This window comes from Mesorhizobium sp. M7A.F.Ca.CA.004.04.2.1, assembly GCF_004022825.1.
Taxonomy (GTDB): Bacteria; Pseudomonadota; Alphaproteobacteria; order Rhizobiales; family Rhizobiaceae; genus Mesorhizobium.
In genome coordinates, this window is sequence record NZ_RZPH01000014.1 from 1 (window position 1) to 19184 (window position 19184).

General features: G+C 62.9%; 24 protein-coding genes. 14 read left to right on the plus strand and 10 right to left on the minus strand.

The window, feature by feature from the left end; all coding sequences use genetic code 11:
- From EN893_RS01590 to EN893_RS01600, 3 genes are all read left to right on the plus strand, one after another.
- Nucleotides 1-1003, plus strand: a 1003-nt coding sequence (locus EN893_RS01590) for a fatty acid desaturase family protein (protein ID WP_128361381.1), incomplete at its 5' end; no start/stop codon positions are given.
- Nucleotides 1004-1100: 97 nt separating this feature from the next.
- On the plus strand, nt 1101-1415 hold the full coding sequence (locus EN893_RS01595) for a MocE family 2Fe-2S type ferredoxin (RefSeq protein ID WP_027161041.1): 315 nt from the start codon (nt 1101-1103) through the stop codon (nt 1413-1415).
- Nucleotides 1412-2650 (plus strand): FAD-dependent oxidoreductase, encoded by a 1239-nt coding sequence (locus EN893_RS01600; RefSeq protein ID WP_164748902.1) that lies wholly within the window; start codon nt 1412-1414, stop codon nt 2648-2650. Before EN893_RS01595 ends, EN893_RS01600 begins: the two co-directional genes overlap by 4 nt.
- 238 nt (nt 2651-2888) lie before the next feature.
- Here the strand turns inward: EN893_RS01600 and EN893_RS01610 are convergent, their stop codons facing one another.
- The 6 genes from EN893_RS01610 to hslV all read right to left on the minus strand — a co-directional run bounded on the left by EN893_RS01610 (nt 2889) and on the right by hslV (nt 8342).
- Nucleotides 2889-3848, minus strand: coding sequence for a DUF1402 family protein (locus EN893_RS01610; protein WP_127266871.1), 960 nt, complete (start codon nt 3846-3848; stop codon nt 2889-2891).
- A 232-nt stretch (nt 3849-4080) separates the two neighbouring features.
- Nucleotides 4081-5394, minus strand: a complete 1314-nt coding sequence (gene hslU / locus EN893_RS01615; RefSeq protein WP_127266872.1) for an ATP-dependent protease ATPase subunit HslU — start codon at nt 5392-5394, stop codon at nt 4081-4083.
- Nucleotides 5395-5398: 4 nt separating this feature from the next.
- Entirely contained in the window at nt 5399-5944 is a 546-nt protein-coding gene (locus tag EN893_RS01620; protein ID WP_236383093.1) for a DUF2585 domain-containing protein, read from the minus strand.
- Between the two features lie 105 nt (nt 5945-6049).
- Entirely contained in the window at nt 6050-7210 is a 1161-nt protein-coding gene (locus EN893_RS01625) for a hypothetical protein (RefSeq protein WP_164748903.1), read from the minus strand.
- Nucleotides 7207-7719, minus strand: a complete 513-nt coding sequence (locus tag EN893_RS01630; protein WP_127270633.1) for a GNAT family N-acetyltransferase — start codon at nt 7717-7719, stop codon at nt 7207-7209. Before EN893_RS01630 ends, EN893_RS01625 begins: the two co-directional genes overlap by 4 nt.
- Nucleotides 7720-7790: 71 nt before the next feature.
- On the minus strand, nt 7791-8342 hold the full coding sequence (gene hslV, locus EN893_RS01635; protein ID WP_127266874.1) for an ATP-dependent protease subunit HslV: 552 nt from the start codon (nt 8340-8342) through the stop codon (nt 7791-7793).
- Nucleotides 8343-8570: 228 nt separating this feature from the next.
- On the opposite strand from hslV, the gene hisB reads away from it, so the two are divergent.
- The 9 genes from hisB (at nt 8571) to coaA (ending at nt 14431) form a co-directional block, all read left to right on the plus strand.
- Nucleotides 8571-9170: an imidazoleglycerol-phosphate dehydratase HisB gene (gene hisB / locus EN893_RS01640; protein ID WP_127266875.1), complete on the plus strand. Its 600-nt coding sequence runs from the start codon at nt 8571-8573 to the stop codon at nt 9168-9170.
- 4 nt (nt 9171-9174) lie between these two features.
- Complete coding sequence (locus EN893_RS01645; RefSeq protein WP_027039976.1) at nt 9175-9651, plus strand: DUF2628 domain-containing protein; 477 nt, start codon at nt 9175-9177, stop codon at nt 9649-9651.
- Nucleotide 9652: 1 nt separating this feature from the next.
- Nucleotides 9653-10303, plus strand: coding sequence for an imidazole glycerol phosphate synthase subunit HisH (hisH, locus tag EN893_RS01650; protein ID WP_127266876.1), 651 nt, complete (start codon nt 9653-9655; stop codon nt 10301-10303).
- Between the two features lie 87 nt (nt 10304-10390).
- Nucleotides 10391-10681: a DUF1330 domain-containing protein gene (locus EN893_RS01655; RefSeq protein WP_127266877.1), complete on the plus strand. Its 291-nt coding sequence runs from the start codon at nt 10391-10393 to the stop codon at nt 10679-10681.
- 4 nt (nt 10682-10685) lie between these two features.
- Nucleotides 10686-11429 carry a 1-(5-phosphoribosyl)-5-[(5-phosphoribosylamino)methylideneamino]imidazole-4-carboxamide isomerase gene (gene hisA / locus EN893_RS01660; RefSeq protein ID WP_127266878.1) on the plus strand — a complete coding sequence of 248 codons (744 nt, stop codon included), beginning with the start codon at nt 10686-10688 and terminating at the stop codon, nt 11427-11429.
- Nucleotides 11426-12262 carry an arginase family protein gene (locus EN893_RS01665; protein WP_127266879.1) on the plus strand — a complete coding sequence of 279 codons (837 nt, stop codon included), beginning with the start codon at nt 11426-11428 and terminating at the stop codon, nt 12260-12262. Before hisA ends, EN893_RS01665 begins: the two co-directional genes overlap by 4 nt.
- Nucleotides 12259-13053: an imidazole glycerol phosphate synthase subunit HisF gene (gene hisF / locus EN893_RS01670; protein ID WP_164748906.1), complete on the plus strand. Its 795-nt coding sequence runs from the start codon at nt 12259-12261 to the stop codon at nt 13051-13053. Before EN893_RS01665 ends, hisF begins: the two co-directional genes overlap by 4 nt.
- A 70-nt stretch (nt 13054-13123) precedes the next feature.
- Nucleotides 13124-13447, plus strand: coding sequence for a phosphoribosyl-ATP diphosphatase (locus EN893_RS01675; protein WP_127266881.1), 324 nt, complete (start codon nt 13124-13126; stop codon nt 13445-13447).
- 24 nt (nt 13448-13471) lie between these two features.
- Complete coding sequence (coaA, locus tag EN893_RS01680) at nt 13472-14431, plus strand: type I pantothenate kinase (RefSeq protein ID WP_127266882.1); 960 nt, start codon at nt 13472-13474, stop codon at nt 14429-14431.
- Here the strand turns inward: coaA and EN893_RS01685 are convergent.
- The 4 genes from EN893_RS01685 to EN893_RS01700 form a co-directional block, all read right to left on the minus strand.
- Nucleotides 14418-15047, minus strand: a complete 630-nt coding sequence (locus EN893_RS01685) for an alpha-ketoglutarate-dependent dioxygenase AlkB (protein ID WP_127266883.1) — start codon at nt 15045-15047, stop codon at nt 14418-14420. The genes coaA and EN893_RS01685 overlap by 14 nt on opposite strands.
- 102 nt (nt 15048-15149) lie before the next feature.
- Nucleotides 15150-15623 carry a peptidoglycan-binding protein LysM gene (lysM, locus tag EN893_RS01690; protein ID WP_027039967.1) on the minus strand — a complete coding sequence of 158 codons (474 nt, stop codon included), beginning with the start codon at nt 15621-15623 and terminating at the stop codon, nt 15150-15152.
- 88 nt (nt 15624-15711) lie between these two features.
- Nucleotides 15712-16149, minus strand: coding sequence for an alternative ribosome rescue aminoacyl-tRNA hydrolase ArfB (gene arfB / locus EN893_RS01695; protein WP_023810634.1), 438 nt, complete (start codon nt 16147-16149; stop codon nt 15712-15714).
- Nucleotides 16150-16233: 84 nt separating this feature from the next.
- Nucleotides 16234-17859: a phosphoenolpyruvate carboxykinase gene (locus EN893_RS01700; protein WP_127266884.1), complete on the minus strand. Its 1626-nt coding sequence runs from the start codon at nt 17857-17859 to the stop codon at nt 16234-16236.
- 342 nt (nt 17860-18201) lie between these two features.
- Between EN893_RS01700 and EN893_RS01705 the strand changes: the two genes are divergently transcribed.
- Both EN893_RS01705 and EN893_RS01710 read left to right on the plus strand, forming a co-directional pair.
- Complete coding sequence (locus EN893_RS01705) at nt 18202-18903, plus strand: response regulator transcription factor (protein WP_013528337.1); 702 nt, start codon at nt 18202-18204, stop codon at nt 18901-18903.
- Between the two features lie 80 nt (nt 18904-18983).
- Nucleotides 18984-19184 (plus strand): sensor N-terminal transmembrane domain-containing protein (locus tag EN893_RS01710; RefSeq protein ID WP_245490790.1); only part of this gene is annotated, 201 nt, incomplete at its 3' end.

Genomic DNA, 19184 nt, shown 5'->3' on the forward strand with positions numbered 1-19184 from the left:
GTATCACACCGACGTGCCGCGCAAGCAGATGAAGGAGCTGATGCAGCGCTCCGACGGGCCCGCGATCCGCGATACGGCAATCTGGTTCGCCGCGCTGATCGTCAGCGGCGCCGGCGGTGCCTGGTTCTGGGGCAGTTGGTGGTGCGTGCCGTTCTTCTTCGTCTATGGCGTGCTCTACGGCTCCTCGACGGATTCACGCTGGCACGAATGCGGTCATGGCACCGCCTTCCGGACGCAGTGGATGAACGATGCGGTCTATCAGATCGCCTGCTTCATGATCATGCGCAATCCGGTGACCTGGCGCTGGAGCCACACCCGCCACCACACCGACACCGTCATCGTCGGCCGCGACCCGGAAATCTCGGTCATGCGGCCGCCTGATTTGGTTCGCGCCATGCTGGGCTTCGCTGGCGTGCTCGACGCCTGGCATGCGATGTCAGACATGCTGCGCAACGCCGCCGGCACCGTCAGCGCCGCCGAAAAGACCTTCATTCCCGAACAGGAACAGCCCAAAGCGATCCGCGTCGCCCGCATCTGGACGGCGATCTATGCCGCCACCGTAGGGCTGGCGCTCTATACCGGTTCGTTCCTGCCGCTGATGCTGGTCGGCCTGCCCAGGCTCTACGGCGCCTGGCATCACGTCATGGTCGGGTTGCTGCAGCATGGCGGCCTGGCCGACAATGTCACCGACCACAGGCTGAACAGCCGCACCGTCTACATGAACCCGATCAGCCGCTTCATCTACTGGAACATGAACTACCATGTCGAGCATCACATGTTCCCGATGGTGCCGTACCATGCGCTGCCGAGGCTGCACGAACTGATCAAGCACGATCTGCCGGAGCCGACACCGTCGATCCTGGCCGGCTATCGCGAGATGATCCCGGTCTTCCTGCGCCAGCTGCGCAACGAGGACTATTTCCTCAAGCGCGAGCTGCCGCCGACCGCACGGCCATATCGCGAAGAATTCCACAACGACACTATCGCCGCCGCGGCGGAATGATCGTGCTTCTATCCGATCTAGACTGTTTGTTTTAACGCAATTCCGGGCGGAAAACCGCTGCGCAATTTTCCTGGATTTGCTTTTGGGGAGGACTTGAATGAGCGACTGGGTCGAGGCCTGCGCCACCGGCGACATAGACGAGGAGGATGTGATGCGCTTCGACCATGGCGGCCGCACCTTCGCCATCTATCGCAGCCCCGACGACGAGTTCTTCGCCACCGACGGCCTGTGCACGCATGAAAAGGTGCACCTGGCCGACGGGCTGGTGATGGATGACATCATCGAATGCCCCAAGCACAATGGCCGCTTCAACTACAAGACGGGTGACGCCCGCGGCGCGCCGGTCTGCGTCAACCTGAAGACCTATCCGGTCAAGGTCGACGCCGGCAAAGTCCTGATTCAGATCGGATGACCGACATGGCGGGGGGAATGGTCATCATCGGCGCCGGCGAATGCGGTGGGCGCGCGGCACTGGCGCTGCGCGACCTCGATTATCAGGGGCCGGTGACGCTGGTCGGCGACGAGCCGCATCTGCCCTATGAGCGCCCGCCTCTGTCCAAGGAGGCGATGGCCAGCGATGCGCCCGAGATCAAGGCGATCGCCAGCGACGCAATTCTGGCCGAGAAATCGATCCGGCATGTCCATTCCGTCCAGGCCGTGACGATCGATCGCGCGGCGCATGCGGTGCGTCTGTCGGACGGATCGGTCCTGCCTTACGACAAGCTCCTGCTGGCAACGGGTTCGACGCCGCGCAAGCTGCCGATGCCCGGCCTTGGCGCGCACTGCGTCTATCTCAGGACCTTCGCCGACGCGCTCGCGATTCGCGCGCACCTCACCCCCGGCAACCGGATCGCCATCATCGGCGGCGGTTTCATCGGTCTCGAACTCGCGGCCGCGGCCCGCAAGCTCGGCGCTGATGTCACCGTCATCGAGGCGCAGCCGCGCATCCTGATGCGCGGCGTGCCGGCGGAGATCGCCGAAATCATCCATGATACGCATGTCGCCGAGGGCGTCGATATCCTGTGCGGGGATGGCATCGCATCCATCGCCGACGACGGCAGACAGGTGCGCACCACACTTGCCGGCGGCCGGGAAATCGTCGCCGACCTCGCGATCATCGGCATCGGCGCCGTGCCGGTGACCGGGCTTGCGGCCGAAGCGGGGCTTACGATCGACAATGGCATTGCAGTCGATGCCGAACTGCGCAGCAGCGATCCCGACATCTTTGCCGCCGGCGATTGCTGCTCGTTTCCGCTCGCCGTCTATGGCGGCCGTCGGGTGCGGCTGGAAGCTTGGCGCAACGCCCAGGAACAGGGCGCGCTGGCGGCCAGGAACATGCTCGGTGCCGGCGAGGCGCATGCGGCGGTGCCGTGGTTCTGGTCGGATCAATATGGTCTGTCCCTGCAGATCGCCGGGCTGTCCGACGAAGGCAGCAGCACCGTGCGCCGCGACCTCGGCGATGGCGCCTTCATTCTCTTCCATTTGGCGCAAGACGGCAGGCTGGTGGCGGCCAGCGGCATCGGCCCCGGCAACGCGGTCGCCCGCGATATCAGGCTGGCCGACATGCTGATCGGCAAGCACGCGAAACCGGCGCCGGAAGCGCTGGGATCACAGGCGGTCAAGCTGAAGTCGTTGCTGGCGGCTTGAGCCGTCGCGCCAATTGTCGACGTCTGCGCTGCCCCTCATCTGCCTGCCGGCATCTTCTCCCCGTATAGTGACGGGGAGAAGGGCGCTTTCGCCGAGGATTTCGCCAATCGGCAACGTTACAGAGGGGGCGTGGCGGTCAACGATGGCCCCTTTCTCCCCGTCGCTATACGGGGAGAAATGCCCGGCAGGGCAATGAGGGGCGGCGCAGGCGTCGGCAAATTAACGCCAGAGAGCCGCCCTAAAACAGCGCCTTCAGCTCCGGCAGCTTATCATTCACCAGCCAGCCATAGTAATTCTCTTCCGGCAGCTTTTCCGGCTCGCCGGCGGCGCGGCGCCTGTCGTTCTCCGCCTTCAGCGCGTCGGCGCGCTGCTCCGGATTGCCGACATTGTAGAGCGTGGCGGTGACCCCCGGATTGCCCGAAATGTCGAAGCCGGCAATGCTTTTATAGGCATCGATCGATTTCCGGATCGTCGCGGCGACGTAGGGCAGCGTCAGGTCGGGATCCATGATGGTCTTGTAGACCGAATTGGGATCGCCGACGTCGAGCTTCGGCAGGCCGGAAACCTTGTGCACGAGATCGCTCATCTGCAAGGCGGTCAGCGGATTGAGCTGGCCGAGGCCGAAGGTCTGGCCGGCATAGTAAGGCTGGAAGAAGGTGGCGCCGAAACGGTCGTCGGGAAAGCTGGTCCCGCCGACGCTCTTGCCGCGAAACGAATGGTTCCACACCTGCTCGCGGCATTCCCACAGATCGTAGCTGTCGGACATTGCGGCGCATTTCTTGAATTCCGGCCGCTGCACGAAATCCGTGATGTCCTCGCCTTCATAGGCGAAGGACAGCTTGCTGGAGAGATAGGAGATCGCCTTGACGTAGTAGGTCTGCAGCCGGTCATAGGCATCGACATTGTAGGTGTGCTCGCCGACGATGGCGCCGACGATGTGCAAGGGATCGATGCCGTAGGTGGCTGCTGCCTTCTTGATCTTGCCGCGCAGACCGGCGTCGTTCTGCAGCAGGGCGTAGACCTTGCGGTACTTCGCCTGGAAGCTGGTGTTGGTCGCCTGCGTGCGCCGGCTGGAGGCACCCGGAATGTCGGGCTGCACGGCATTGCGATTTCCCGGCGGCACCAATGTCGCTGCCTCGGCGGCGAACAGCGTCGCCGCCAGCGTCAAGCCGAGAATGACCAGGATCAGTTTTTTCATGCACCCGCCGCCCAAGCAATTCCAGGAAAAGTGTGAAACGGTTTCCCGGAATTCCGTCAAACCAAGAGATCGAGAATTGCCGCGCAAACTAGGTAAAGCTCTTGGTCGAGTCGAGAGCGCCCCTTCACCCGGCACTACGAAAGGTGGCCAGATGGTACCATCTGGCCACACATGATTTTGCTTGCCGGAAAATGTTGCCTGGACCGGCGCCGGAACGTTCCGGCGCCGTCGTTTAAAGGATGAACCGCGACAGGTCGGTATTCCTGGACAGGTCGCCGACATGCTTCTCCACATAGGCGGCATCGATGGTGACTGATGTGCCGTTGCGGTCGGGCGCATCGTAGGAGATTTCGTCCAGCACCCGCTCCATCACCGTCTGCAACCGCCTTGCGCCGATGTTCTCGACGCTGGCGTTGAGGTCGACGGCGATGCCGGCCAGCGAATCGATAGCGTCGTCGGTGAAGGTCAGCTCGACGCCCTCGGTCTTCATCAGCGCGATATACTGCTTGATCAGGCTGGCTTCGGTCTCGGTCAGGATGCGGACGAAATCGTCCTTCTCCAGCGCCCGCAGCTCGACCCGGATCGGCAGGCGGCCCTGCAATTCCGGCAACAGGTCTGACGGCTTCGAGACGTGGAAGGCGCCGGAGGCGATGAACAGGATGTGGTCGGTCTTCAGCGGTCCGTATTTGGTCGCCACCGTGGTGCCCTCGATCAGCGGCAGCAGGTCGCGCTGCACGCCTTCGCGGGAAACGCCGGCGCCCATGCCGCCTTCGCGCGAGGCGATCTTGTCGATCTCGTCGAGGAAGACGATGCCGTCATTCTCCGTCGCATCGAGCGCCCGCCGCACCACTTCGTCCTGGTCGAGCAGCTTGTCGGACTCGTCATTGACCAGCAGATCGTAGGACTCCTTCACCGTCGTCTTGCGCATCTTGGTCTTCTTGCCGCCCATCGCCTTCGACAGCATGTCGTTGATGTTCAGCACGCCGATATTGGCGCCGGGCATGCCGGGGATCTCGAAACCGGGCATGCCGCCGCTGCCGGTGTCGGCAACCTCGACCTCGATCTCCTTGTCGTCGAGCTCACCGTCGCGCAGCTTCTTGCGGAAACTATCGCGGGTGGCCGGGCTCGCGGTCTTGCCGACCAGCGCTTCCAGCACGCGTTCCTCGGCGTTGACGTGGGCGCGCGCCTTGACGTCTTCGCGCATCTTCTCACGCACCAGGCCGATGGCGATCTCGACCAGATCGCGGATGATCTGCTCGACATCGCGGCCGACATAGCCGACCTCGGTGAACTTGGTTGCCTCGACCTTGACGAAAGGCGCACCGGCGAGCCGCGCCAGGCGGCGCGAGATTTCGGTTTTGCCGACGCCGGTCGGCCCGATCATCAGGATGTTCTTCGGCATCACCTCTTCGCGCATCTGGCCTTCCAGCTGCTGGCGGCGCCAGCGGTTGCGCAAGGCAATGGCCACGGCGCGCTTGGCGTCCTTCTGGCCGATGATGAAACGGTCGAGTTCCGAAACGATTTCGCGGGGAGAAAATGTGCTCATATCACTAGATTCCACTTTGCCACTGCTTGATGGCCTCGAACGGATGCAGCAGCATGATCACGTTGAGTGTCAGATTGTCCCGGATGAGATAGCCGGTACCGAGTTCGAAGATGATGGCAAGGCTGACGATCACCCATATAGGTAGCCTTCGCGCCATCACAAATCCCAGCATCATGGCCAGTGTGTCGGACACCGAATTGATGATGCTGTCGCCGTAATAGTCGAGCGAGATGGTGCCGGCGCGGTAGCGCTCGATGATGAATGGGCTGTTTTCGAGCAGCTCCCAACCGCCTTCGATGAAGACGGCGAACGCCAGCCTCAAGCCGATCGGCGAACGCGGGAACAGGAATCTTGCCAGCGCATAGAACAGGAAGCCGTGGATGATGTGCGAGAACGTATACCAGTCCGAAATGTGCTGGGAATTCTCCGAACTCTGCACGACGCCATGCCAGAGCTTGACGTAGCCGCAGGTGCAGATCGGCGCTCGCCCCATGCCGTAGAGCGCCCCGGCCTGGAAGATGATCAGGGCGAGGACGAGCAGAAGCCCCATCCGCCAGCTGTCTTCATAGGCCGAATAGCTGTTCTCCGCGGTCGGTGTCGTCATCGGTTCATTCCCCCTCGTTTCGCGTCGCCGTCTCGACCATCACAAGCCTTGTCACGCCTTCAGCGGCGGTAGCCGGCGGATCACGGCAGCCGGCAAGGTGGGTTTGACCACAATCCGCCGGATACGCTGCCAGCCAGCCCCGAACAGAATGATCAGCGCGCCAACAACGACCAGGATCAAGGCAAAAGGCGGGATGCCCGTCGAATCGGAGGCGGAATTCACCAGATAATAGATGCCCAGCGAGCCGAAGTAAGCCAATGTCGGAACCAGAAGCGAACGGCGGTCGATGGCAAGCGCGACATAGAGGAAGCCAAGGATCAGTATAGTCAGCATGATGGTTGCATTGGCATCCGGCGCGATATGTCCGAACACGACGTTCTGGCCGGTTGCCATGATGAAGAGCGGATGCACCAGCATGGGCGCCGAGACGACATGCAGCCAGAAAGCGCAATCGGACCAGATCTTGCGTCGATCCCTGTCGTAAATGTCAAAAGCTACACCCGTTGCGAACACGATCAGGCCGCAGATCAGCGGCATGTAAAGTGCCGCGCGGAGCAATTCGGGAACATCCTCCATACGCGGTGGCGCAATCGCACCCGCTGTCACGCTATCATACAGGATTATCGCCGTTTGCAGGAAGGCAAGCAGTGTAAAAGCGATGGCGATAGCCCCGGCAATGATGGGGACGCGAAAACGCCAGAAATAGATCGCCGCCGCGATTATTCCTCCGCCCAGGAACAGATATCCGGCCTGGGACGCCGTCTGGCGCAACGCCAATAGCTGCCAGATAGTCTCCGGCTTGCGTATGCCGAAGCTGGCCTCCACCTGTAGCGCCAGAGCGGCCAGAATGGCGGCCATGAAAATCAGGGCAAGCACGGACGACGATAATTTCATCCGGTGCTGACGCGTGACGATTTCGGCGAGCCCCCAGGCGAAAACCGCGAGGATGCCTGCGATCCAGAATGTTTGGCCTGGAAGCAAGGTGGTCAGGACAAAGAAGAAGCCGGCGCTGAGCAGAACGGTTCCCACGGTGACAAACAGATCGTTGCCGCCGCCCACCAGCCGCAGGTTTTCCTCGTCACCCTCGTCATCGGCGCGCCTGGCCTCGGGGGCGAGAGCGACCGCACGTTCCATGGCCTCCAACTGATCGCGCAGGGTCTGCGAGATCAAACCTTTCGCGACTGCCTTGTCGAGGGTTTCGGCGCTGATCAATTGGGCTCCTGCGTCGCGTCGCGCGCCATCATCAAGGCCGGCCCGTACTCCGATGTTCTGGTGTCAAAGGCAACAAAGCCAGCCTTTTCATAGGCACGGATCGCCCTGACATTGGCGGGATCCGGATCGATGATGACGCGCGGAACACCTTCCTCGAAAAGCTGTTCGACGAACTGGCGCACGATTGCCGAGCCATGGCCGCGCCCGAGCAACTCCGGCACGCCGATCGACACGTCGATGCCGAGCGTGCCGAACGGCTGGTCGGCATAGGGATGGTCGTCTTCCAGATGCGGGTCGTAGCTCTGCAGATAGGCGATCGGCTTGCCGTCGAGCTCGACGATCAGCGGCTCGACCGAAATCGAGTCGATGTGCTCGCGAATGCCGGCGATTTCCGTCTCCGGATCGTCCCACCACTCTGCAACATGCGGCTCGGCGAGCCAGCCGGCGATCATCGGCAGGTCTTTTTCCGTCACCGGCCGAAAGTCGTAGCTATCTTCTTGTTCGGCGATGATCTCTGGACGAACGGAACCGTTCGTCCGAGAAAACCGGTTTCCACTTTTCGGGGTCATGGCCGGCCTTTTCAGCCGACCTCGAGCGTTTCGACGACGAAATTGTTGTTGGTGTAGACGCAGATGTCGGATGCGATCTGCATCGCCTTGCGGGCGATCTCCTCGGCATCCTTGTCGCTGTCCATCAGCGCGCGGGCCGCGGCCAGCGCGTAGTTACCGCCCGAACCGATGGCCATGACGCCGAATTCGGGCTCGAGCACGTCGCCAGTGCCGGTCAGCGCCAGCGATACCGACTTGTCGGCCACCAGCATCATCGCTTCCAGCCGGCGCAGATAGCGGTCGGTGCGCCAGTCCTTGGCGAGTTCGACGCAGGCGCGCGTCAGCTGGTCTGGATATTGTTCGAGCTTGGCTTCGAGCCGCTCCAGCAGCGTGAAGGCGTCGGCGGTGGCGCCGGCGAACCCGGCGATCACATTGCCGCCCTTGCCGATGCGGCGCACCTTCTTGGCGTTGCCCTTCATGATGGTCTGGCCAAGGCTGACCTGGCCGTCGCCGGCGATCACCACCTTGTTGCCCTTGCGCACCGTCACGATGGTCGTGGCGTGCATGGTCAGATTATCGGACATTTCCTGGCTCCGAGCAGCGCCATCCCGATAAGGCGATCGGCGCGGTACGAGTGACTTGATCGGCCATATGTATGCATGGGACCGATGATTGCAAACCGCTGGATAGCGGCCGGGTTCGCAACTGGCAATCGCCGGATCATGCTGCTAGAAGGCTTTCGTTTTCAAGCCTGCGAGCGCTTGAACCTCTGAGCTGGTCACGATGTGAACCTCTGGGACAAGGATAGAGTGATGCCGCCCCGCGCCGCCGAAGTCAGCCGCAAGACCAAGGAAACCGAGATTGCCGTCTCGGTCCATGTCGACGGCACCGGAAAATCGGACATTTCGACGGGCGTCGGCTTCTTCGACCATATGCTGGACCAGCTGGCGCGCCATTCCCTGATCGACATGACGGTCAGGGCCAAGGGCGACCTGCATATCGACGATCATCACACCGTCGAGGACACCGGCATCGCGCTTGGCCAGGCGCTGGCCAAGGCACTGGGCGAGCGGCGCGGCATCATGCGCTATGCCTCGATCGACCTTGCCATGGACGAGACGCTGACGCGCGCTGCGATCGACGTGTCCGGCCGTCCGTTCCTGGTCTGGAACGTTTCCTTCTCGTCGCCGAAGATCGGCACCTTCGACACCGAACTGGTGCGCGAATTCTTCCAGGCTTTGGCGCAGAATGCCGGCATCACGCTGCATGTCACCAATCACTATGGCGCCAACAACCATCACATCGCCGAGACCTGCTTCAAGGCGGTGGCGCGCGCGCTGCGCGCGGCTCTCGAACGCGATCCGCGCCAGCCGGATGCGGTTCCCTCCACCAAGGGATCGTTGAAGGGATAAGGCCATGGCCACCTATGTCGTGATGGAACCGCCAGGCCGCAGCGAGAAGGCCGATGCCACGGCCTTTGTCCGCGATGGCTTCACCTGGCTGGGCCTCCTGGTGCCGCCGCTATGGTTCGCCTGGCATCGGCTGTGGATCGAGGCAGCGCTTGCCTTCGTCGTCATGGGCCTGCTTTCGATGCTGGGCCAGAAGCTCGGCCTTGGTCTGGCCGGCTCGCTGCTGTCACTGTTGGTTTCGCTCTATGTCGGACTGGAAGGGCAAGGCCTGCGCATCGCGGCACTTCGCCGGCGCGGTTGGCACGAATGGGGCGCGGTCGAAGCCGGTTGGCTCGACGACGCCGACACACGCTATGCGCTGGAAGCGGAAGCGCTTGCCGATGAGGTTGTGCCGGCGCCGCGTATGGTCCCCGATGCTGCCCTCGCGCGGCCAGCGCAGCCGGGCATGGCGCTGGGGCTGACCCACATTCCGGGAAGAAGCTGACATGCGGGTTGCGATCATCGACTACGGCTCGGGCAATTTGCGCTCGGCCACCAAGGCTTTCGAGCGCGCCGCGCGCGAAGCCGGCATATCGGCCGATATCGACCTGACCGCAGATGCCGAGCAGGTGCGCACGGCCGATCGCATCGTCCTGCCCGGCGTCGGCGCCTATGCCGACTGCGCCTCCGGCCTGCAGGCCGTCGAAGGCATGTGGGAAGCCGTCGAGGAGGTTGCGATCGTCAAGGGCCGGCCGTTCCTCGGCATATGCGTCGGCATGCAGCTGATGTCGCAGCGCGGCCTCGAAAAGACGATTACCAAGGGCTTCGGCTGGATATCGGGCGACGTGAAGGAGATCATGCCTTCCGATCCGGCGCTGAAGATCCCGCAGATCGGCTGGAACACGATCGAGCTCAAGCGCCAGCATCCGCTGTTTGCCGGCATACCGACTGGCGCAAGCGGGCTGCATGCCTATTTCGTGCATTCCTATCATCTCGATGCGGGCAAGGCGGACGAGGTTCTGGCGGTTGCCGACTATGGCGGCCCGGTGACGGCGGCCGTCGCCCGCGACAATCTTGTCGGCACGCAGTTCCACCCGGAAAAGAGCCAGGCGCTCGGCCTCGCGCTGATCACCAATTTCCTGCGCTGGAGGCCCTAGAGCATGATCCCGAAAAGTGGACCCCGGCTTTCTCGGACAAACGGTTCCCGTTTGTCCGGAGATCATGCTCGAGCAGAGGGATAGACCATGAGCAAGAAGGGCTACTGGATGGCGATGGTCGAGGTGACCGATCCGGAAAACTATCCGCTATACATTGCCGCCAACAAAGCGGCTTTCGACAAATATGGCGCAAAGTTCCTGACCCGCGGCGGTCAGTCGTCGAGCCCGGAAGGGCTATCGGGCAATCGCCATGTCATCATCGAGTTCGAGAGCTATGCGGTCGCACTCGCCTGCTTCCATTCGCCTGAATACCAGGTGGCGCTGAAATTCCGACGTCTCTATTCGACATCCCATTTCGCCATTGTGGAAGGCGCCTGAACGGATGATCCTTTTCCCGGCGATAGATCTCAAGGACGGCCAGTGCGTGCGCCTCAGGCATGGCGACATGACGACCGCGACCATCTACAACGATGATCCTGCCGCGCAGGCGCGGGCCTTCGAGCAACAGGGTTTCGAATGGCTGCATGTCGTCGACCTCAACGGCGCCTTCCAGGGCCAGAGCGTCAACAGTGCGGCGGTCGGCGCCATCCTCAAGGCAACGAAGAACCCGGTGCAGCTCGGCGGCGGCATCCGCACGCTGGCGCAGATCGAGGACTGGCTCGATCGCGGCCTGGCCCGGGTCATCCTCGGCACGGTGGCGGTGCGTGACCCGGACCTTGTCAAACAGGCCTGCAAGGCGTTTCCGGGCAAGGTCGCCGTCGGCATCGACGCCAAGGGCGGCAAGGTCGCCGTCGAGGGCTGGGCCGAGGCGTCGAGCCTCGGCGTCATCGAACTGGCGAGGAAGTTCGAGGGCGCCGGCGTCGCTGCCATCATCTACACCGACATCGACCGCGACGGCGTTTTGACCGGCATCAACTGGGACGCCACCATCGACCTCGCCGATGCCGTGTCGATCCCGGTCATCGCGTCGGGCGGCCTCGCCTCGATCGCCGACATCGTGCGCATGACCATGCCCGATGCGCAAAAGCTCGAAGGCGCGATCTCCGGCCGCGCGCTCTATGACGGCCGCATCGATCCGGCCGAGGCCCTGGCGATCCTGCAGGGCAGGGCGGAGACGCGGACGTGAAAATCTCCATTATCCTGGCCTCCTATGACAGCGGCCACTATCATGGCGGCATGGGCCAGGGGCCGGACGCGCTGGTCTCTGGCGGGCTCGTCGACGCCCTGACGATGGCCGGCCACGATGTGATGGTCGAGGATATCGGCAAGGTTGGAGATGCCCAGGAGCGTGAAATCGCCACCGGCTTTGCCGTCTGCAACGCGGTTGCGAGCGAGGTTCGCCTTGCCCGCGACGCCGGTCGGTTTCCCATCGTCCTTGCCGGAAACTGCCTGACCAGCGCCGGCGCGGTCGCCGGCGAAGACGCCGATGCGATCATCTGGGCCGACCAGCATGGCGATCTCAACACGCCCGAGACATCCACATACGGCTTTCTCGACGGCATGGCGCTGGCGACCGTGCTTGGCCTGTGCTGGCGGCCGATGGCGTCGGCCATTCCGGGCTTCAAGCCGGTCGATCCGTCGCGTTGCGTGCTCGTCAACGCGCGCGATCTCGATCCCGCGGAAAAACAGCTTCTCGAGACATTGCCGATCGTGCGGACGGAGTGCTCCGGGGTGGCCCAGGCGGCCGAAAGACTGATGGTCGCCGGCGCCAGACGCGTGCACATGCATCTCGATATGGACGTGCACGATCCCCGGGAGCTGCAGGCCAACCGCTATATCACTTCGGGCGGGCCGAGCCCGGAACAGTTGCGCGATGCCACGTGCGCCATCGCGCTGGCGGTGCCGATCGTCGGCATCACCGTTTCCGCCTACGACCCGGCCTTCGACGCCCAGGCCGATGTTCCGCCGCAGGTCGGCCAGTTGCTGAACGATCTCATCGCCACGATAGAGGGCCGCTGATGCTGAAAGCCCGTGTCATCCCCTGTCTCGACGTCAAGAACGGCCGTGTCGTCAAGGGCGTCAACTTCGTCGATCTCGTCGACGCCGGCGATCCGGTCGAGGCGGCCAAGGCCTATGACGCGGCCGGCGCCGACGAACTCTGCTTCCTCGACATCACCGCTTCGTCGGACAATCGCGAGACCATCTTCGACGTTATCGCACGTACCGCCGAACAATGCTTCATGCCGCTGACCGTTGGCGGCGGCGTGCGCCAGGTCGCCGATATCAGGAAGCTGCTTTTGGCCGGCGCCGACAAGGTGTCGATCAACACGGCCGCGGTGAAGAACCCGGATTTCGTTGCGGAGGCCGCCGACAAGTTCGGCAACCAGTGCATCGTCGTCGCCATCGACGCCAAGAAGGTGTCGGGCACCAGTGAGACCGACCGCTGGGAGATCTTCACTCATGGCGGCCGCGAAAAGACCGGCATCGACGCGGTCGAATTCGCCCGGAAAATGGTCGATCGCGGCGCCGGCGAGATCCTGCTGACCTCGATGGATCGGGACGGCACCAAGGCCGGCTACGACATCGCGCTGACCCGCGCGATATCAGACGCCGTGCGCGCGCCGGTGATCGCCTCCGGCGGCGTCGGCACGCTCGACCACATGGTCGAAGGCATTCGCGACGGCCATGCCGGCGCGGTGCTGGCCGCGTCCATTTTCCATTTCGGCACCTACACGATAGCGCAGGCCAAGGCGCATATGGCCGCCGCCGGCCTGCCGATGCGGCTGGACTCTGTGAATAATCGGCCCTAAAGCATGATCCCGAAAAGTGGGAACCGGTTTTCGGAAAAGATCATGCTTAAACAAGCAGATAGATGACGCCATGACCGAGTTTTCGCTTTCCGATCTGGAAAAAATCATTGGGGAACGCGCCCATTCAGGAGATCCGGATTCGTGGACGGCAAAATTGTTCGCGCGCGGCATCGACAAGGCGGCGCAGAAGCTCGGCGAGGAGGCCGTCGAGACGGTGATTGCCGCCGTCAGGGGCGACAAACCGGCCATCGTTTCAGAAAGCGCCGATCTTATGTATCATTGGCTCGTCGTTCTCGGCCTCTCGGGAGTTTCGCTGAGCGACGTGCTCAGGGAACTCGAAGGCCGCACCCGGCGTTCGGGCATCGCCGAGAAGGCGTCACGGCCCAAGGGCTGACCGCGAGGAAGGGCAGGTATCTCGATGGATCAGCTCGCGCCGACCGAGAAGTATTCCCCCTTTCGCTTCTTCTCCGCCGAGCAATGGTCGCAATTCCGCGCCGATACCCCACTGACGCTGAGCGCGGACGAATTCCGCCGCCTGCGCTCGCTCAACGATCCGGTCGATCTCGAGGAGGTCACGCGCATCTATCTGTCGCTGTCGCGGCTGTTGTCGGCGCATGTCGAAGCGAGCCAGCTGCTGTTTCGGCAACGCCAGGCCTTCTTCAACGCGGTCGACGTGGTCAAGACACCGTTCATCATCGGCATTGCCGGTTCGGTCGCCGTCGGCAAATCGACCACCGCACGCGTGCTGAAGGAACTGCTGGCGCGCTGGCCGTCGAGCCCCAAGGTCGATCTCATCACCACCGACGGCTTCCTGCTGCCCAACGAGGTCCTGCGCCGCGAGAACCTGATGGAGCGCAAGGGTTTCCCCGACAGCTACGATGTGGGCGCGCTGCTGCGCTTCCTGTCGGGCATCAAGTCGGCGCTGCCCGATGTCCGCGCGCCGGTCTATTCGCACCTGACTTATGACGTCATTCCTGGCGAGTTCGTCACCATCGACCGGCCCGACATATTGATCTTCGAAGGCATCAATGTCCTGCAGCCCGGCAAGCTGCCGCAGGACGGCAAGATCGTCCCTTTCCTGTCGGACTTCTTCGACTTCGCCATCTACATCGATGCCGACGAGAAGCTGATCCACAACTGGTACATTTCCCGCTTCATGCGGCTGCGTGAGACCGCCTTCCGCAACCCGGACTCCTTCTTTCACCGCTATTCGCAGCTGTCGGAGAGTTCGGCGCGCGCCATCGCCGAAGGCCTGTGGACCAACATCAATTTGAAGAATCTGCGCGAGAACATCCTGCCGACGCGGGCCCGCGCCGACTTGATCCTGCGCAAAGGCGCCGACCACCTGATCGAGGAAGTGGCGCTCAGGAAGCTGTGACGGCCGGCTCCGTCACCCGCCGCAGCGTCAGATTGATCCGCCCGCCGTTTTTCAGCAGCGCCGAGGTCGAGGGATAGATCCGATCGACGCCGTGAAAGCACAGCCGCCCCTCGCCGCCGAGCACCACGACGTCACCGCTTTGCAGCCTGAACGACTTGGTGGCGCCATCACGCGTGGTCTGGCCGACTCGGAACAGGCAGTCGTCGCCGAGCGAGACGGAGACGACCGACGCCGAAAGATCGGTCTCGTCGCGGTCCTGATGCAGGCCCATTTTTGCGTCCGGCGTGTAGAAATTGATGAGGCATGCTTCCGGCGGGTGCGAATAGCCCGAGACCTCGCGCCACAGGTCGAGCAGCGCATCCGGAATTGGCGGCCAAGGCGCCCCGGTTACCGGATGCGCCGGCTGGTAACGATAGCCGTGCTCCTTGTCGGTGACCCAGCCGAGCGGCCCGCAATTGGTCATACGCACGCTCATCTCCTTGCCGGTGCGCGGCATGGCCGGCACGAACAGCGGCGCCTGCTGCACGATCCGTCCCACCTCGTCGACCATCTCTTCCTGCGCGCTGCGCGACAGGTAGGCCGGCATGTGGCGGACGCCTTTGGGCAGGACGAGCACGGATTCGATTACCTCTTGGATGGTTCGGAACCGTAAAATGTCACGTTCAAATGAAAACGGCGACCCGAAAGCCGCCGCTCTTGTCGAATTGGCAGCCGCCGATCAGGCGAGGTCGGGAATGCGCAGCACCTGGCCCGGATAGATCTTGTCGGGATGGGTCAGCATCGGCTTGTTGGCCTCGAATATGACCGTGTTCTTGACGCCTTGGCCCTTGCCGTAGCTTTTCTCGGCGATCTTCCAGAGATTGTCGCCCTTCTTCACCGTGTAGAAGGTGGGCTCCTTGGCGGGGGCGGCGGCCGTGCCAGGTGCTGGCGCGACCTGCAATTCGTCCGCCTGCACTTTGGAGACGCCGAGCGTGTTGCCGACGGCGATGACCGCCTTCTCGAAGATCGACTGGTCCTTGACCACACCCTTCAGCACCGCCGTGTCGCCCGTGACGACGACCTCGACGCCATCGGTGCCGAGCTTGTGCGAATCGAGCTCCTTCTTGAGTGTGTCGGCCGTGGGTGCGGCTTCGTCGTCACCGCCGATGCCCAGTTTCTTGCCGACGCTCTTGACGAAATCGAACATGCCCATCCTTGGTCTCCCTTGCTAATGGCAATGGTTGAACTTTGCATCTGCGGTCCAAAATGGGAAGTCGTTTTGCGCGTGATTGGTGTGGTGCTTAATCGTTCTCCACCCGGCCCCGCAGCTTCTTGATCGTGCCGCGCCCGGCCTTGCTCTTCAGCCGCCGTTCCACGGCACCCTTCGACGGCCGTGTCTTCTTGCGCGGCGGCGGTGGCGGTTCGGCGGCCTTGGCGACCAATGCCGTCAGCCGTGCCCGCGCATCCGCCCGGTTCTGTTCCTGGGTGCGGAAGCGGCCTGCTTCGATGACGATGACACCGTCCTTGGTGGCACGCTGGCCGGCAAGCTTGATCGTCCGCTCGCGCACGCGCTCCGACAGACCCGTTGCGTTGGCCGCGTCGAAGCGCAGTTGCACCGCCGTCGCCACCTTGTTGACGTTCTGGCCGCCGGGACCGGACGAGCGGATGAAATCCTCGTGCAGGTCGCCCGGATGGATCACCGCATCGCCTGATATGATGATGTTGTCGTCGCTCGCCATGCCGCAGTCATGGCGCGGCGGATCGAAAAAGAAAAGGCCCGATCGAACCGGGCCTTTCAACGAAAGCTGACCCCTGTGGCGCGATTACTCCGCCGCTTCCTGCATGCGCGGCGCCGCGCCCAGCACCACGGCGTCGACATGGCTTTCGAATTTCTCGAAATTGACGGCGAACATGCCGACCAGCCGTGCCGCCTGACGGTCGTAGCCGGCCTTGTCGGCCCAGGTCGCCCGGGGGTCCAGAATCATCGGGTCGAGAATGGCGCTATCGATGCCCGGCACAGCCACCGGCACCTCGAAACCGAAATGAGGGTCGGTGCGGAACTCGGCCGTCTTCAGCGAGCCGTCAAGTGCGGCTGCAAGCAACGCGCGCGTCGCCTTGATCGGCATGCGCTTGCCGGTGCCGTAGGCGCCGCCGGTCCAGCCGGTATTGACCAGCCAGCAATCGGCGCCGTGGCGTGCAATCAGCTCGCGCAGCAGATTGCCGTATTCGGAAGGGTGGCGCGGCATGAACGGCGCACCGAAACAGGTCGAAAACGTCGCTTCGGGCTCGGTCACGCCCTTTTCGGTTCCGGCCACCTTGGCGGTGTAGCCGGACAGGAAATGATACATCGCCTGCGCCGGGGTCAGCCGCGCGATCGGCGGCATCACGCCGAACGCATCGGCGGTCAGCATGATGATGTTGTTGGGATGGTTGGCGCGGCCGGTCTTGCTGGCATTGGGGATGAAGTCCAGCGGGTAGGCGCAGCGTGTGTTCTCGGTCAGTCTTCCGTCGTTGAAATCCGGCACGCCATCAGCGTCGAGCACGACATTTTCCAGCACCGTGCCGAAGCGCTGCGTGGTGGCGAAGATTTCCGGCTCGGCTTCCGCCGACAGCTTGATCGTCTTGGCATAGCAGCCGCCTTCGAAATTGAAGATGCCGTGCGGCCCCCAGCCATGCTCGTCGTCGCCGATCAGCGTGCGCGAGGGATCGGCCGAGAGCGTCGTCTTGCCGGTGCCCGACAGGCCGAAGAAGATGGCGGCGTCGCCGGCCGCACCCTCATTGGCCGAGCAATGCATCGGCATCACGCCTTTCGCCGGCAGCAGATAGTTGAGCATGGTGAACACCGACTTCTTCATCTCGCCGGCATAGGAGGTGCCGCCGATCAGCACGATCTTGCGCGAAAGATCGACGGCGATCACCGTTTCGGTGCGGCTGCCGTGACGAAGGGGATCGGCGCGGAAGGACGGCAGGTCGATGATCGTCATCTCAGGCACGAACTGTTCGAGTTCGGCGGCATCCGGACGGATCAGCAGATTGCGGATGAACAGCGAGTGCCAGGCAAATTCGGTGATCACCCTGGTCGGCAGCCTCGACTCCGCATCGGCGCCGCCGACCAGATCCTGGACGTATAGATCCTTGTCCGCGGCATGCGCCTGGAAATCGGCGAGCAGCGTGTCGAACTGGGCCGGCGAGATCGCCTTGTTGTTGTCCCACCAGACATGTGGTTCGGTGGCGCCATCGCGGACGACGAACTTGTCCTTGGGCGAGCGGCCGGTGTGCTGTCCGGTCTCGGCGACCAGCGCGCCATGGGCGGTCAAGCGGGCCTCGCCGCGCCGGATCGATTCCTCATAAAGGGCGGCCGCACCGAAATTATAGCGCACCACGCCGGTGGTTTTCAGGCCGATATGATCGATCGCGCAGGCGGAATTGCGTTTGCCGACTTCCGACATCGAGTGTCCCTCTTGGATTTGCCGCATCTTTGCCGGCACGTTTCCAGCACGCCCACTACGCGGGCGAGATGGTCAGAACCAGAAAAGCCAAATGATATCAAATCATTAATCGATTTAAATATTTTGAAAGTTGTTTAAATCGTTTATATGTGCAAAAAGTTTCGCGGTTGCCCAAAGGATTGGCGATGTCCGTTCGTCCAATCCATGTCGAGGTAGGATTGTGGCCGCCGGCATGCCGCGCGTGACAGCGGACAAGGCCTATGCCACATTTTGTACCTAATTTGTCCTGCAAAAGCCCCTTCTCTACGACAGAAGGGACAGCTCATGAGGGAGCCGCTTGAAATGGCAACAATCGCGCTTGTCGATGACGACCGCAACATTCTGACATCGGTGTCGATCGCCCTGGAATCCGAGGGGTATCGCGTCGAGACCTACACGGATGGTGCGTCAGCGCTGGAAGGCCTGGCGGCACGCCCGCCGAACCTTGCCATCCTCGACATCAAGATGCCGCGCATGGACGGCATGGAACTGCTGCGCCGCATGCGCCAGAAGTCCGACCTTCCGGTGATCTTCCTGACCTCCAAGGACGACGAGATCGACGAATTGTTCGGCCTCAAGATGGGCGCCGACGATTTCATCCGCAAGCCCTTCTCGCAGCGCCTGCTGGTCGAGCGGGTGCGCGCCGTGCTGCGCCGCGCCAGTGCCCGCGAGGCTGCCGCCAAGACGCCAAGCCAGCAGGCCCGCTCGCTCGAGCGCGGCCAACTCGTCATGGACCAGGAGCGCCACACCTGCACCTGGAAAGGCGAGCCGGTGACGCTCACCGTCACCGAGTTCCTGATCCTGCATTCGCTGGCGCAGCGTCCAGGCGTCGTAAAAAGCCGTGATGCGCTCATGGATTCGGCTTATGATGAACAGGTCTATGTCGACGACCGCACCATCGACAGCCACATCAAGCGGCTGCGCAAGAAGTTCAAGGCCGTCGACGACGACTTCGAGATGATCGAAACCCTTTACGGAGTCGGATACCGGTTCCGCGAAGCATAAGTAGCAGGGCCTGCTATTCGATGGCAGTGGAAGCACAGCGAACAAGACCGGCGGGCGCCTCCAGGCGGCCGTCGCGGATCATGCCGTCCTTCGTGTCGAAGATCACGGTGCCGATGCGCCGTTTCCTTGGCCATCATATCTTTTCCAGCCTGACACGGCGTATCCTGTTCCTCAACCTTGCCGGCCTTGCCGTCCTGGTGACCGGCATCCTCTATCTCAACACCTTCCGAGACGGGCTGATCGACGCCCGCGTCGAAAGCCTGATGACCCAGGGCGAGATC